The 14960-nt window shown below is 69.6% G+C and carries 9 protein-coding genes; 7 read left to right on the top strand and 2 right to left on the bottom strand.

Annotated features, from left to right (window positions below; translation table 11 throughout):
* Positions 1-84: 84 nt before the first annotated feature.
* Positions 85-4833: an ATP-dependent helicase gene (locus ABN028_RS03295; protein ID WP_349695567.1), complete on the top strand. Its 4749-nt coding sequence runs from the start codon at positions 85-87 to the stop codon at positions 4831-4833.
* Positions 4834-4922: 89 nt separating this feature from the next.
* Here the strand turns inward: ABN028_RS03295 and ABN028_RS03290 are convergent, their stop codons facing one another.
* A complete protein-coding gene (locus ABN028_RS03290; RefSeq protein ID WP_349695566.1) occupies positions 4923-5843 on the bottom strand; it encodes a TIGR03564 family F420-dependent LLM class oxidoreductase in 921 nt (306 codons plus the stop codon).
* A gap of 185 nt (positions 5844-6028) precedes the next feature.
* Here ABN028_RS03290 and ABN028_RS03285 point away from each other — a divergent pair, with 185 nt between their 5' ends.
* Positions 6029-7012: a LysR family transcriptional regulator gene (locus ABN028_RS03285; RefSeq protein ID WP_349695565.1), complete on the top strand. Its 984-nt coding sequence runs from the start codon at positions 6029-6031 to the stop codon at positions 7010-7012.
* Here ABN028_RS03285 and ABN028_RS03280 read toward each other — a convergent pair.
* Positions 6986-8704, bottom strand: coding sequence for a glycerol-3-phosphate dehydrogenase/oxidase (locus ABN028_RS03280; RefSeq protein ID WP_349695564.1), 1719 nt, complete (start codon positions 8702-8704; stop codon positions 6986-6988). The genes ABN028_RS03285 and ABN028_RS03280 overlap by 27 nt on opposite strands.
* 508 nt (positions 8705-9212) lie before the next feature.
* On the opposite strand from ABN028_RS03280, the gene glpK reads away from it, so the two are divergent.
* From glpK to ABN028_RS03255, 5 genes are all read left to right on the top strand, one after another.
* Complete coding sequence (gene glpK, locus ABN028_RS03275; RefSeq protein WP_349326416.1) at positions 9213-10760, top strand: glycerol kinase GlpK; 1548 nt, start codon at positions 9213-9215, stop codon at positions 10758-10760.
* Between the two features lie 242 nt (positions 10761-11002).
* A complete protein-coding gene (locus tag ABN028_RS03270) occupies positions 11003-11920 on the top strand; it encodes a carbohydrate ABC transporter permease (protein ID WP_349695563.1) in 918 nt (305 codons plus the stop codon).
* A complete protein-coding gene (locus ABN028_RS03265; protein WP_349695562.1) occupies positions 11917-12846 on the top strand; it encodes a carbohydrate ABC transporter permease in 930 nt (309 codons plus the stop codon). Before ABN028_RS03270 ends, ABN028_RS03265 begins: the two co-directional genes overlap by 4 nt.
* Positions 12843-13523 carry a YesL family protein gene (locus ABN028_RS03260; protein ID WP_349695561.1) on the top strand — a complete coding sequence of 227 codons (681 nt, stop codon included), beginning with the start codon at positions 12843-12845 and terminating at the stop codon, positions 13521-13523. Before ABN028_RS03265 ends, ABN028_RS03260 begins: the two co-directional genes overlap by 4 nt.
* On the top strand, positions 13520-14878 hold the full coding sequence (locus tag ABN028_RS03255) for an ABC transporter substrate-binding protein (RefSeq protein WP_349695560.1): 1359 nt from the start codon (positions 13520-13522) through the stop codon (positions 14876-14878). Before ABN028_RS03260 ends, ABN028_RS03255 begins: the two co-directional genes overlap by 4 nt.
* Positions 14879-14960: the final 82 nt, after the last annotated feature.

The raw sequence follows: 14960 nt of genomic DNA, 5'->3' as shown, positions 1-14960 counted from the left end.
ATTCGCCGGCCGATTCGTCCTGATCCGAGACGGCGGCCATCGCCTTTCGCCGGAGGTGTCGGCGGGCTGCGAGACCATGGACGGGTGCCCGAGGCTCCTGACGTACTTTCGCGGTTCTCGACCCCGACCCGAGAATGGTTCCGGTCCTCCTTCGCCGCGCCCACTCCCGCCCAGGTGGGTGCCTGGGACGCGGTGAGCCGAGGCGAGCACAGCCTGGTCGTCGCGCCGACCGGTTCGGGCAAGACCCTCGCGGCGTTCCTCTGGGCACTCGACCGGCTGGCCACCGCCGATCCGCCGGCCGAGCGGCAGCACCGCTGCCGGGTCCTCTACGTCTCGCCGCTGAAGGCCCTCGCCGTCGACATCGAACGCAACCTCCGCGCGCCGCTCGCCGGCATCCGGCACACCGCCCACCGGCTGGGCCTGACCGAGCCGTCGATCGAGGTGGCGCTCCGCTCCGGCGACACGCCCGCCGACGCCCGCCGCAGGTTCGTGCGTACGCCTGCCGACATCCTCATCACGACGCCCGAGTCGCTGTTCCTGCTGCTGACCTCCCAGGCTCGGGAGGCGTTGCGGGGTGTGGAGACGGTGATCCTCGACGAGGTGCACGCCGTCGCCGGGACCAAGCGCGGCGCCCACCTCGCCCTCTGCCTCGAACGCCTGGACGCCCTCGTCGCCGGCCAGCCCGCCGACAGCGACGAACCGCCTCGGCGCCCACCGGTCCAGCGGATCGGTCTCTCGGCGACCGTCCGCCCGGTGGACGAGGTTGCCCGTTTCCTGTGCGGCGCCGCTCCGGTGACGGTGGTCAATCCGGCGTACGACAAGGAGTTCGATCTCCAGGTCGTCGTCCCGGTCGAGGACATGGGCGAGCTGGGAAAGGCGTCCGAACCGCACGCGCTGCGCGCCACCGTCGACGACGGTCCGGACGGTCCGGGCGGGGCGGGCCAGCACATCCGTACCGGCGCGGCCGCCGGGCCGGAGCGCCGGGCATCGATCTGGCCGCACGTCGAGGAGCGGGTCGCCGACCTGGTAGAGGCCCACCGCAGCACGCTGGTCTTCGCCAACTCCCGGCGGCTCGCCGAACGCCTGACGGCACGGCTCAACGAGATCGCCTACGACCGTACGCACGACGAAGCCCTTCCGCACGCCGGCTCCCCGGCCGAGATCATGGCAGAGTCCGGGGCGAGCAAGGGCGCGCCCGATGTCCTCGCCCGCTCCCACCACGGGTCGGTGAGCAAGGAACAACGCGCGCTGATCGAGGACGACCTCAAGTCCGGGCGTCTCCCCTGCGTAGTCGCGACCAGCAGCCTGGAGCTCGGCATCGACATGGGCGCGGTCGACCTGGTGGTGCAGGTGGAGGCACCTCCGTCCGTGGCCAGCGGTCTCCAGCGGGTCGGCCGCGCCGGGCACCAGGTGGGAGCCGTCTCGCGTGGGGTGATCTTTCCCAAGTACCGCGGCGATCTCGTCGCCACCGCCGTCGTCACCGACCGCATGCGGGCGGGCTTGATCGAGGCGACCCGGCTGCCCGCCAACCCGCTCGACGTCCTGGCCCAGCAGATCGTCTCGGCCTGCTCGGTCGACACCTGGGACGTCGACGCCCTCTACGCCTTGGTCCGCCGGGCCGCGAACTTCCAGACACTGCCGCGCTCGGCCTATGACGCGGTGCTCGACATGCTCACGGGGCGCTATCCGTCCGACGAGTTCGCCGAGCTGCGCCCGCGCCTCGTGTGGGACCGGGTGGCCGGCACGCTGACCGCACGGCCGGGAGCGCAGCGGCTCGCGGTCACCAGTGGCGGGACCATCCCTGACCGTGGGCTCTTCGGCGTGTTCCTCGTCGGCGAGAAGGCGTCGCGGGTCGGTGAGCTCGACGAGGAGATGGTGTACGAATCCCGCGTCGGCGACATCTTCACGCTGGGAGCCTCGTCCTGGCGCATCGAGGAGATCAGCCACGACCGGGTGCTCGTCTCGCCCGCACCGGGCCAACCCGGAAGGCTGCCGTTCTGGAAGGGCGACGTGCTCGGCCGGCCGGCGGAGCTCGGCCAGGCGATCGGCGGCTTCGTCCGCGAGCTCGACCGGCTCTCTCCCGACGACGCCCGCGCGCGAGTGCGACAGTCCGGCCTTGACGAGTGGGCGGCCGACAACCTCGTGTCCTACCTGGCCGAGCAGAAGCGGGCGACCCGGCACCTGCCCGACGACCGCACGATCGTGGTCGAGCGGTTCCGCGACGAGCTGGGCGACTGGCGGATCTGTGTCCACACGCCGTTCGGCGGCGGGGTGCACGCACCCTGGGCCCTCGCGATCAACGCCCGGCTGCGCGAACGCTACGGCGTCGACGTCCAAGCCGTGCACGCCGACGACGGGATCGTGCTCCGGATTCCCGACACCGAGGACACCCCGCCGGGGGCCGAGCTCGCGATCTTCGCCCCTGACGAGATCGAACGCCTGGTCACCGACGAGATCGGCGAGTCTGCGCTGTTCGCGTCGAGGTTCCGTGAGTGTGCGGCGCGGGCGCTGTTGCTGCCCCGCCGCGATCCTCGTCGCCGGACCCCGCTGTGGCAGCAGCGTCGCCGGTCGGCCCAGCTGCTCGCGGTTGCCGGCAAGTACGCCTCGTTCCCGATCGTGTTGGAGGCGGTCCGCGAGTGCCTGCAGGACGTCTACGACCTGCCCGGCCTGGTGGAGCTGCTCCGCGGCATCGAGGCCCGGCGGGTCCGGGTGGTCGAGGTCGAGACCAGCGAGCCCTCGCCGTTCGCGAAGTCGCTGACGTTCGGATACATCGCGGCGTTCATGTACGAAGGCGACGCACCGTTGGCCGAGCGCAAGGCGGCAGCGCTGGCACTCGACCGGTCGCTGCTCGCCGAACTGCTCGGGCAGACCGAGTTGCGCGACCTGCTCGACCCGGACGTCATCGTGCGTACGGAGGCCGAACTCCAGCGGCTCGACCCTGACCGCAGGTGCCGCGACATCGAGGGCGTCGCCGACCTGCTCCGCCTGCTCGGCCCGCAGTCCAGTGCGGAGGTCGCCGCTCGGTGCGGCGACCCGGAGCGGTCGGGTCACTGGCTGGCGGAGCTGGAGGGAGCCCGGCGGGTCATCCGGGTGCGTGGACCGGCGCCCGAAGGCCACCCACCGGTCGAGGGTGCGGAACCGGTCGAGCGCTGGGCCGCCATCGAGGACGCCGGCCGACTGCGCGACGCCCTTGGCACGCCCCTGCCGGTGGGGATCCCGGAGGTGTTCACGGAGCCGGTCGCCGATCCGCTGGGTGATCTGGTGGCGCGATACGCGAGAACGCATGGACCGTTCCACGCCGCCGACGTGGCTGGTCGGTTCGGCCTCGGCGTCGCGGTCGTCATGGGCACCCTCCACCGCCTGGCCGGGGAGAACCGGGTGGTCGAAGGCGCCTTCCGTGGTTCGGCTCCAGAGTCCGCCGGTGCGGAATGGTGCGACGTCAATGTCCTGCGTACCCTCCGCCGCCGGTCGCTGGCCGCGCTGCGCAGTGAGGTCGAGCCCGTCGACCCGCCCACGCTCGCAAGGTTCCTCCCGAGCTGGCAACACGTCGGCGGACGCCTCCGCGGCACCGACGGAGTGCTTCGCGTGGTCGAGCAGCTGGCCGGCTGCGCGGTGCCGGCGTCCGCGCTCGAACCGCTGGTCCTCGCCGCCCGGGTGGCCGACTACTCCCCCACCATGCTCGACGAGCTGACCGCGTCGGGTGAAGTGGTGTGGGCGGGTCACGGCACCCTGCCGGGCAGCGACGGTTGGGTTTCCCTGCACCTGGCCGACACGGCGGCTCTCACCTTGCCGGAGGTTGATCCGGACTTCGAACCAGGCCCGCTGCACCGGGCCATCCTCGACGTCCTCGACTCAGGTGGCGGGTTCTTCTTCCGTCATCTGGCTACCGCCGTGAGCACCGCATCGATGGAGGGTGGCGCCGGCTCACAGAACGACGACGCCGCCCTGGTGACCGCCTTGTGGGACCTCGTGTGGGCCGGTCACCTCACCGGCGACACGCTGGCGCCACTTCGGGCGCTGCTCGGCAGCGGCTCGTCGGCGCACAGGTCACGGTCGCGGACACCGCGGGCCCGGTTCGCCGGCGGACGGGCATCCTTTCGCGGGGGCCGGCCTGCCATGCCGAGCCGCACCGGACCGCCGATCGCGGGCGGTCGGTGGTCCCTGCTGCCCGAACGCGATCCGCACCCGACCAGGCGGGCCCACGCGGCCGCCGAGGCACTGCTCGACCGCTACGGCGTCCTCACCCGAGGGGCCGTGGTCGCGGAGCGGGTGCCCGGCGGGTTCGCGAGGGTCTACCAGGTTCTGAAGGCCTTCGAGGAGTCGGGGCGTTGCCGCCGAGGCTATTTCGTCGCCGGGCTCGGAGCTGCCCAGTTCGGTGTGGCCGGAGCGGTCGACCAGCTGCGTGCCGAACCCTCTGGCGCCTCTCCGACGACACTCGTGCTCGCGGCGACCGACCCCGCCAATCCGTACGGCGCCGCTCTTGCCTGGCCCACCCGCCCCGGCCAGGTGACGGAGGAGAAGAGCGGGCACCGTCCCGGCCGGAAGGCCGGCGCGCTCGTCGTCCAGGTCAACGGCGAGCTCGTCCTCTACGTCGAACGCGGCGGGCGCACATTGCTCACCTGGTCCGACGACCCGGCCACCCTGCAACCGGCGGTCGACGCCCTCGCCCTCGCCGTCCGCGACGGCGTGCTCGGCAGGCTCAGCGTCGAACGGGTCGACGGCGAAGCGGTCCTACGCCAGCGGAACCATCCCGAGGGAGTCAGTCCGCTGGCCAGCGCGCTCGAATCGGCCGGGTTCCACACCACCCCACGCGGACTCCGCCTCCGCGGCTGACACCACGCGACGCACGGAGGACGACCGCCGGCGAGCGACGCCGAAGCCAGCGCGGTGCCCGCAGGCAACAGGTCTGCGTGAACGCCCTCTCACCCGGCGTGGAGCGACGGTGCGAGGCTGCCGAGCGTCTGGACCGTCCGGGTCTTCTCCTGCGCGGTACCGACGGGAATCACCAGAATCTCGGTGGCGCCCGCGTCGGCGAACCGGCGCAGACCCCGTTCGACGGCGGTCTCGTCACCGGCGACCACGGCGCCTCCGGGCCCTGCCAACCCCTCCCGGTCGAGCACCGCGCGGTAGCTCGGAAGCTCCCCTGCCCGGCCGAACGTTTCGTTCACCCATCGGCGCGCTCCATCGGGATCGGCGGTGACGCACACGCACACCGATGCCACCACGGCCGGCGAACGTCGTCCTGCGCCCGCGGCCGCCCGCTCCAGCGCGGGCCTGACCATGTCGCCGATCGTCGGGGGTCCCGCCCACGCGGTGATCGTGCCGTCCGCCAACTCGCCCGCGACCCGCAGCATGACCGGGCCGAGCGCGGACACCAGGACCGGGGGCGCGTCGGCGCCCGCCACCCCGATCCCACCTACGGCGGTCCAGCTCTCACCGTGGTACGCCACGGACTCGCCACGCAGCAACGGCGTCAGGGCGGACAGGTACTCCCGCATGTTGCGCCCTGGAGCCGCGAACGACTGGCCGTACTCGTTCTCGATGATCGGTGCGTGGCTCGGCCCTAGGCCGAGGACGAGGCGGTTCCCCGTCGCTGCCTGGACCGTCAGAGCCTGTGCGGCGAGCGCCAGCGGGTGCCGCGGATAGGTCCGGACGATCGCCGTCCCGACCTCGATCTCCCGAACGTGCCGTCCCACCACTGCGAGCAGGGTCAGGGGGTCCCAGCTGCCGACTTCGCCGATCCACGCCCGTGCGTAACCCGCCTCGGCCGCCGCGCTCACCTGCCTGACCACCTCCTCGACAGGTGCCCCGAGTTGTCCCTCGATCCACAGCCCGACCCGCATGCGTACTCCCTCGTTTCCTCATCGTTCTCGCGCCTCACCACCTGACGCCGGCCGGTCCTTCCCCGCACCCGGCGGCCGTCCACGCCTGTCCACCAGCCAACCGGTGGGAAGCTCCGTGACCAAGGCGCGGTTGACCTGTGCAGCGATCAGGAATCGTGATGGCTGCGGGATGACGGGAGGCGGACGTGGAACTCCGGCAGTTGCGGTACTTCGTCGCCGTGGCCGAGGAGCTGCACTTCGGCCGGGCCGCGCAACGGATGCACGTCGTCCAGCCCGCGGTGAGCCAGCAGATCGCCAGGCTAGAACGCGAGTTCGGCCTCCAGCTTCTGGACCGTACGTCGCGGACGGTCCGGCTCACCGATGCCGGTGAGCGGCTCCTCTCCGAGGCTCGCAAGGTCCTCGCGGCCGCCGACCACGCCAAGGCGGTGGCCTCGCAGCTGGCGACGGCTGGCACCCGGTTCCTGCGGATCGGGACCAGCCCGGGGCTGGCCGCCACCCTCGAGTCCGCCCTCGACGCGCTGAGCCGGCTCGCTCCTGGCCTTCGTACCGAGCTGGACTGTCGACCATCTCACGACCAGCTGGCAGCCGTGCGCCGTGGCGAGCTGGACCTCGCGCTCGTCCGCGCGGCACCTGCCGATCCGGACCTGCGGACGATCGAGCTGTGGCAAGAACAGGTGTACGTCGCCGTACCCACCTCCCACCCCGCCGCCGGACAGCCAGCGGTACGGCTCGAGCAGCTCGCCGACCTGCCACTCCGCCTTCCGGAACCGGGGTGTGACCGGCTGCTCGGGGACCTGGTCCTGGGCGCCTGCCGTCGCGCCGGATTCGAGCCGCGCACCGGCCGACCGGTGTCGAGCGTGACCAACGCTCTTGTGGAGATCGGATCCGGAGTCGGCGAATGGACGGCGATCTACGCCGACGCGGAGCGCGGCAGTGCACCCAGAAAGGTGGCGGTCCTGCCGATCGACCCGCCGTTGACCGCACCGGTCGCACTCGTCGTACCGGTGACTCAGACGTCGACCTGCGTGGCCGCTCTGTACGAGGCCTTCCGACCCCATGCCCCTGCCGCCGCGGGCCTGCCAGAACCGAACGGCCAGCCCGAACCGACCGGCCTGCCCGAGCCCGTCGGCGCGGCCGTCGGTTCAGCCCAGGGCGCGGCCGACGGCTAGCTTGCGGGTGTCCGGAGCCAGCAGGCGTTCGGCGTCGGCGCTGAGATCGTCGGGCTTGGTCTGAGACTCACGCTCCGCGGCGACCCGCGCCTGGTAGACCTCCACCTCGTTCCGGATCCGTGCCTTGTCCCATCCGAGAACGTCCGCCACCAGGGTCGCGACCGGCTCGGCGGTCTCGGTACCCCGGTGCGGCACCTCGATGGAGATCCGGGTACGCCTGGCGAGGATGTCGTCGAGGTGGACGGCGGCCTCGTGACTGGCGGCGTACCGCGCTTCGACGCTGAGGTACTCACCCGCGCCGGGCAGGGGTTCGAGCAGGCTCCGGTCCGCTTCGGCGAGGTCCAGCAACTCATCGACCAGCGAGCCGTACCGGTCGAGGAGCCGCTGCATCCGCCAGACCGGCAGCCCGTAGGTGTCGGCGAGCGCGTCGACCTGGTTGACCAGCGCGTGATAGCCCTCGGCGCCCGCCAGCGGAACGTGTTCGGTCACCGATGGCGGGAGGGACTGCCCGAGGTCAGGGCGGGCCGCGTCCACCGCATCCTTCGCCATCACGCGGTAGGTGGTGTACTTGCCGCCCGCGATCGACACCAATCCGGGCAGCGGCCGGGCAACGGCGTGTTCGCGGGAGAGTTGGCTGGTCTGCTCGGACTCCCCTGCCAGCAACGGGCGTAGCCCGGCGTAGACACCCTCGATGTCCTCGCGGGTGAGGGGTACGGCCAGGACCTCGTTGACGTGCGAGAGGAGATAGTCGATGTCGGCGCGACTCGCCGCCGGGTGGGCGAGGTCGAGGGTCCAGTCGGTGTCGGTGGTGCCGATGATCCAGTGGTTGCCCCACGGGATGACGAAGAGCACCGACCTTTCCGTGCGAAGGATGAGGCCCGCCTCGGACGCGATGCGGTCCCGCGCGACGAGCACGTGCACGCCCTTCGACGCCCGGACCTTGAACCGTCCGCGCCCGCCGGTCAGCCGCTGGATGTCGTCGGTCCACACGCCGGTGCAGTTGATGACGACCTTCGCCCGGATCGTCGTGGTGTCGCCGGAGTCGACGTCACGGACCTTCACGCCGACGATCCGGCCACCCTCGAGGAGGAACTCCGTCACCTCCGAGGAGTTTCGTACGACCGCGCCGTAGCGGGCGGCGGTCCGGATCACGGTGAGGGTGTGCCGGGCGTCGTCAGCCTGGGCGTCGTAGTAGCGGATCGCACCGACGAGCGCGTCCTGACGCAGCCCGGGAACGAGCCGGAGCGCTCCGGTGCGGGTGAGGTGCCGGTGCGGTGGGACAGAACGTCCGCGCGCCATCGCGTCGTAGAGCAGCAGCCCTGATCCGACGTAGGGCCGCTCCCACATCCGATGCTTCAGCGGATATATGAACGGCACCGGCTTGACCAGGTGTGGTGCGATCCGGGTGAGCATGAGGTCGCGCTCCCGGAGCGCTTCGGCGACGAGGCCGAAGTTCATCTGCTCGAGGTAGCGCAGGCCGCCGTGGAAGAGCTTGCTGGACCGGCTGGACGTCCCACTGGCGAAGTCGCGCGCCTCGACCAGGGCGGTGTCGAGTCCTCGGGTCACGGCATCGAGCGCGGTGCCGGCACCGGTGACACCACCACCGATGACCAGTACGTCGAAGGTGTGCTGGCCGAGCCGGGACCAGGCGTCCGCACGTTCCTGCGGACCCAGCCTCGCAGAACTCCTCACAACTCTCGCCTCGAATTCGCCCGGTATGTACGTACGTCTCGACGTCCCCAGCAGATGATCAATCTACTAGAAAGGATCGGCATGCGGAGGCGTGGTGAAACGCCGCCCTGGACGGCCATTCGTGAACGGTTCGACAACGCCGCGAATCCTGTGGAGGGCCCACCGATAGGAATCATCGCCCTTACCACAACCTGCCAGGTCGTGACTCTCGAATTTCCGTCAGACCCCATTCGGGAATATGCCGGCCCGCCGGCCGATCCCGCGGAGGCGGGGAGCCCTGGCAACGGCCATTGTCCGGCACGACACAGCGAATTTCGTTCCACACAACGTGATGCGCCGCGGCGAGAAGTCGCTCGACACTTGCCATACACCCTCCCCTGCACCTCGCGCCGCTTCGTACGCTACCTGCAGACTCATCGGCCAGCGGAGTGGGAGTGCACATGACCGAACGCAGTGAGGTCATCGACAAACACAGCACCACGGTCATGGGACCGACGAAGGAGGTCACATGACCGAACGCAGTGAGGTCGCCGACAAGCGCAGCAGCACGTATGTCGCTGCCATCGACCAGGGCACGACGAGCACCAGGTGCATGGTCTTCGACCACTCCGGCCGGGTGGTGAGCGTGCATCAGCTCGAGCACGAGCAGATGTTTCCGCGGGCGGGCTGGGTCGAACACAATGCCGAAGAGATCTGGACCAATACCCGCGAGGTGACCGCGGGCGCACTGGCGCGGGCGGACATCAGTGCCGCCGACATCGCCGCGGTCGGCATCACGAACCAGCGTGAGACGGCCCTCGTCTGGGAGCGCGCGAGCGGCAAACCGGTCTATCCAGCAATCGTCTGGCAGGACACCCGTACCGACCGGATCTGTGAGCGGTTGGGCGCGCTCGGAGGCGGCGCGGATCGCTACAAGGACAGGGTGGGGCTCCCGCTCGCGACGTACTTCTCGGGGCCGAAGGTGACCTGGATCCTCGAGAACGTCGAGGGTGCTCGGGAGAAGGCCGACCGTGGCGAACTGCTCTTCGGCACGATGGACACCTGGTTGCTGTGGAACATGACCGGTGGCCCCGCCGGCGGTCTTCACCTCACCGACGTCACCAACGCGTCCCGCACGATGCTCATGGACCTCGCGACCCTGCGGTGGGATCCCGAGATCGCCGCGGACATGGGCATTCCGCTGTCGATGCTCCCGGAGATCCGGCCGTCGTCACAGGTGTACGCCGAAGTACGCAGGGGCGGTCTGCTCCCCGGCGTACCGATCGCGGGCGACCTCGGCGACCAGCAGGCGGCGACGTTCGGGCAGGTGTGCTTCGACGTGGGTACGGCGAAGAACACCTACGGCACCGGCAACTTCCTGCTCCTCAACACCGGTACCGAGCGGGTCAGGAGCGAGAACGGACTCCTCACGACCGCCTGCTACCAGATCGGCGACGAGCCTTGCGTCTATGCCCTGGAAGGCTCGATCGCGGTCACCGGCGCGCTCGTGCAGTGGCTGCGGGACAACCTGGGATTGATCAGAAGCGCGTCGGAGATCGAGGAGCTGGCACGTTCGGTCGACGACAACGGCGGGGCGTACTTCGTTCCCGCGTTCTCCGGCCTCTTCGCGCCGTACTGGCGGTCGGACGCCCGTGGCGTCCTCGTCGGCCTGACCCGCTATGTCAACAAGGGGCACATCGCCCGTGCGACTCTGGAGGCGACCGCCTATCAGACCCGCGAGGTCGTCGATGCGATGAACGCCGACTCCGGCGTGGACCTCACCGAGCTCAAGGTCGACGGCGGCATGGTCGTGAACGAACTGCTCATGCAGTTCCAGGCCGACATCCTCGACGTGCCGGTGATCCGGCCGCAGGTCGCGGAGACGACGGCGCTGGGAGCCGCGTACGCCGCTGGTCTCGCGGTCGGCTTCTGGTCCAGCCAGGACGACCTGCGTAGCAACTGGCAGGAAGACAGGCGCTGGGCACCCGCGATGGACGCGAAGGTCCGCGAACGCGACTACGCGAGCTGGAAGAAGGCGGTCACCCGCACCTTCGACTGGGTCGCTCCGGAGGGATAGCTCGCCTGGGTCGCTCCGGAGGGATAGCTCGCCTGGTCGGCCAGGCTTGCGTACGCCGGGACGGGTGTTGACGCCTATTCACGGTTCCGCGGGCCTGCTCAGCGTGGTCATTTGCGGCGAGGGCGCTTGGTCTCAGGTCGCCCAAGCCCGCCGGTAGGGGCCGGTGGAGACCGCTTGACAGGCCTGGTCAGCCTTCGTAGCCTCGGCGAACCGTGAATCGTTTCACGGTGAATGGGGGAACCATGCGACGCGCGAAGCTCCCTCGACCTCGTCGCGAGGGTTGGCGTCACCGCGAGAACTCCGCGGCCTGGTTCATGCTTCTCCCCGCGTTCCTTCCCTATGCCGCGTTCGCACTGGTTCCCATCGCCTGGCTCATCTACTACAGCTTCCACCGGTGGAACGGCTTCACCGAGCCGACGTTCGTCGGTCTCGACAACTACGCCCGCGTCGGTCGGGACAGCCAGTGGTGGGAATCGGTCGTCACGACACTGCAGTTCACCGGCGGACGCCTGGTGCTCGAGGTGCCGCTGGCGCTGGCGCTGGCGTACGTCTTCTTCCGCGGCGTGCGTGGTGGCACGATCCTGCGCACGATCTACTTCCTGCCCTACGTCCTCTCCCCCGCGATCATCGGAATCGTCTTCGGGTTCCTCCTGCGCCACATCGGCGGGCCGTTCAACCAGGTCCTGCTGGCGACCTCGCTCGTCGACTCCCCGGTCAACTTCCTCGGCGACGCGACGAACGCCCTGCTCAGCCTCATCGGCGTTGGCGTGTGGGCGCATGTCGGCATCAACATGCTGTTGTTCTTCGCCGGCATGATGACGATCCCGACCGAGCTCACGGAGAGCGCCGCGGTCGAGGGGGCCGGCGAGTGGCAGACGTTCCGGCACATCGTCCTGCCGATGCTCATGCCCGTCGCGCGGATCGTGGTCCTCATCTCCATCATCGGCATCCTGCGGTCGTTCGACCTGGTCAAGACACTCACCGACGGCGGCCCGGCGCGAGCGACCGACGTGATGTTCACCTACATCTACCGGTTCTTCTTCGAACCGACGGCGATCCCGCAGATCGGGTACGCGGCCGCCCTGGGCGTGTCCGCGAGCGTGGTGGTCGGCGTCGTCTCGGTGGCGTACCTGCGTCTGGTCAGGAGGCACGAGGCATGAGCGCGAGGACCGAGGCTCCCGCACGCGAGGAGCAGCAGGTGTCCGCCGGTGCACACCGAGTCCCCGGCCGGCGACCACGACGTACGCCAGCCGGATGGGTGCGGGTGAGCGTCCTCTGGATCCTGCTGACAGTGCTGGCCGCCGGCATGCTCACCCCGCTGGTCTTCGGACTGCTCGCATCGCTGTCACCGCTCGACCAGATCATCTCCACTCGCCCTGGACTCCTTCCGCGCACCTGGGAATGGTCGAACTATCTCGATGCCTGGACACGGTCCAACTTCGCCCGCTACTTCCTCAACAGCGTCCTCGTCACCACGGGTGTCGTCGTCTTCGACACGTTCGCCTCCAGCATGTCCGGCTACGTGCTGGCGCGTAAACGTCTGCCGGGCCAACGGATACTCGAAGCGGTCTACATGGCGACGCTGTTCATCGGCCTCACGACCGCGATGCTCTATCCGCAGTACAAGATCGCCCGCGCGCTCGGCATCGACAACCTGCTGGGCATGACGTTCGTGGAGTACGCCGGAATCATGGTGATCCACGTCTATCTCGTCAAGGCGTTCGTCAGCGGTCTCGGCACGGAGATAGAGGACGCGGCCCGGGTCGACGGTTGCGGCTTCTTCGGCACCTACCGCCGCGTCGCCCTCCCCTTGATGGCACCGATCCTCGTGACCACCATCGTGCTCGGCTTCCAGGCGTCGTGGAACAACTACCAGGTGCCGTTGGCCTTCTCTCTCGCCGCGCCCGACCTGCGCACACTGATCGTCGGAGTCTCGGCACTGCAGTACGACGCGGTGGAAGGAATGGCGGCCTACAACGTCGTGCTCGCCGGTGCCAACATGGCGCTGATCCCGATCGTGGTGGTATTCATCGTCCTGCAGCGCTTCTTCGTCCGCGGCTGGACCGAGGGAGCGGTGAAGGGATGAGCGGGCTTTCGGACCAGGGGGATCGACGGATGAGCGGGCTCCTCGCCGTCGACGGTCTGCCCTACCGCCTACTCGCCGGCTGGGTCGCTCTGCTCCGCGCCAGCGTGGTGTGGCTGCTGCTGTGCCTGCCGGTGGTGACGGCACCCGCGGCCACCGTCGTGTTGGTGCGTACCGTCACGACGATCGCGGACGGAACCTCCACGCCGACCCTCGCCGAGAGCTGGCGGGAGGCCCGCGCCTGCTTCGCTTCGGCCCTGCGCCTCGCCGTCGTCACCGTCGCGGGTTCGGTCGTCACGACGTCTGCGCTATTCGGTCCCTCGCCCGGTGGCAGCTGGGGCGCCGTACTGCCGGTGGTCGTCGTCCCGGTCTCCGTGACCTGGTTGATCGCCGTCCAGTGGAGTTTCCCGCTGCTCGCGGTACGCGGGAACGGCGCGCGTGATGCGCTGCGTTGTTCGTACCTGCGCGCGATCCGGCGGCCCGATCTCGCCGCCCTGTGCGCGGTGGGGACGGCCGCGCTCCTCGTCGTCGGAGTCCTGCTACCGACCACGGTCTGGGTTCCGTACTGGCTCAGCGTTCCGGCGCTGTGGGCCTGGCTCGCCACCGTCACCAGCGGGCGCGCCACTCCACGCCCGGACGCGACCGTCAACGAGTTTTCCCAACGAAGGGAGACAACATGAGATTGCGCAGTGCTGCGGCGCTGACCGCGGCCGGACTCGTCGCGGCCCTCCTGGCCGCCTGCGGAGGTGACGGCGGGTCGACCGGCGACGGGTCCGACGGTGGGGACGTCAAGACCGTCGTGGTGTGGGACCGAGCCGGCGCCGAGGCGAGCGCGCGCCAGGCGTTCTTCAAGAAGTGGAACGCGAAGGAAGGGCGCGAGCTCGGCATCAAGGTGCGGTTCGAACCACAGGCGACCGAGAAGTACGAAGAAATCGTCCGGCTCGGCTTCCAGACAGAACGGTCGCCGGACATCTTCCACGCACCCAGCGCGCAGATGGGTGGCTTCGTCGCGGCGGGCTGGGTGCAGCCATTGGACGGCCTCGTCGACGACAAGTTGCTCGAAGACGCCGATCCCTACCTCCAGGACACCAGCGAGCTCGTGTGGGGCGGGCGGCCGTACGCGATCCCGACGACGACGTTCACCGTACGGCTGGCCATCAACCGTGAGCTCTTCGAGAAGGCGGGGCTCGATCCGGACGACCCGCCGACGACCTTCTCCGAGGTCGAGGAGGCGGCACGGGCCATCACCAAGGCCGGCGGCGGCGATGCATACGGCGTCGGTCTTCCGATGGGCTGGGTCGGCTTCCAGGGATGGACGCTCGACCTGCCGATCCTCTCCGCGTACGGTGACCTGGCGCAGAACGGCCTCTTCAACAAGTCCACGGGGAAATTCGAGTCCGAGAAGTACGCATCGAGCGTCGAACACTTCCGCACCCTGATCAAGGACAAGACCGTCTATCCCGGTGCGGAGACGATGGACTATGACGTCTTCCTCTCGTCGTTCGCCGAGGGCAAGGTGGGCATGGTTCTCACCAGCGGGAGCATCGTCGGCGGACTTCAGCAGCTGGATTCGAAAGTCGACCTCGGCACCGGCCCGATTCCCGTTCCCGACGGCACGACCCCGGTCCGGTCGCCGATGAACGCGGGCTTCCCCGTTGCCATCTCCTCCAGGACCGAGGAACCGGAGGCCGCGGCGACGGTGTTCGGGGTGCTGGTCGGCCCGGAGATGCAGGAGACGCTCGCCAAGAACGGCATCCCGCCACTGAGCGAGGAGGCATGGGACTCACCGGTGGCCAAGGAGAACGCCTCTCTCCAGCTGTTCCGGCCGACAGACAACGACCAGCAGTGGCCGAAGAATCCCGGCTCCGTGCTCAGCCTCGAAGGCAAGGACACCGCGACGACGGTCATCGGGTTGATTCTCGAGCCCGACACCGATGTGGACGCCGGGCTGGCCGAGCTGGCCACGCGGTACCAGAAGGCATGGGAGACCGGAGTCGAGAACGGCGAGATCGAACCCAAGGAGTTCGGCCGCTGACCTCGAGTCCGACCGAGGGCACGGCCCCGGCTTGTTGGAGGTATCTCGCCTTCTTTGGCGAGATACCTCCAACAAGGAAGAG

It is taken from the genome of Actinopolymorpha sp. B17G11 (assembly GCF_040196095.1).
Taxonomy (GTDB): Bacteria; Actinomycetota; Actinomycetes; order Propionibacteriales; family Actinopolymorphaceae; genus Thermasporomyces.
This window is presented reverse-complemented; position numbering and strand designations above follow the sequence as displayed.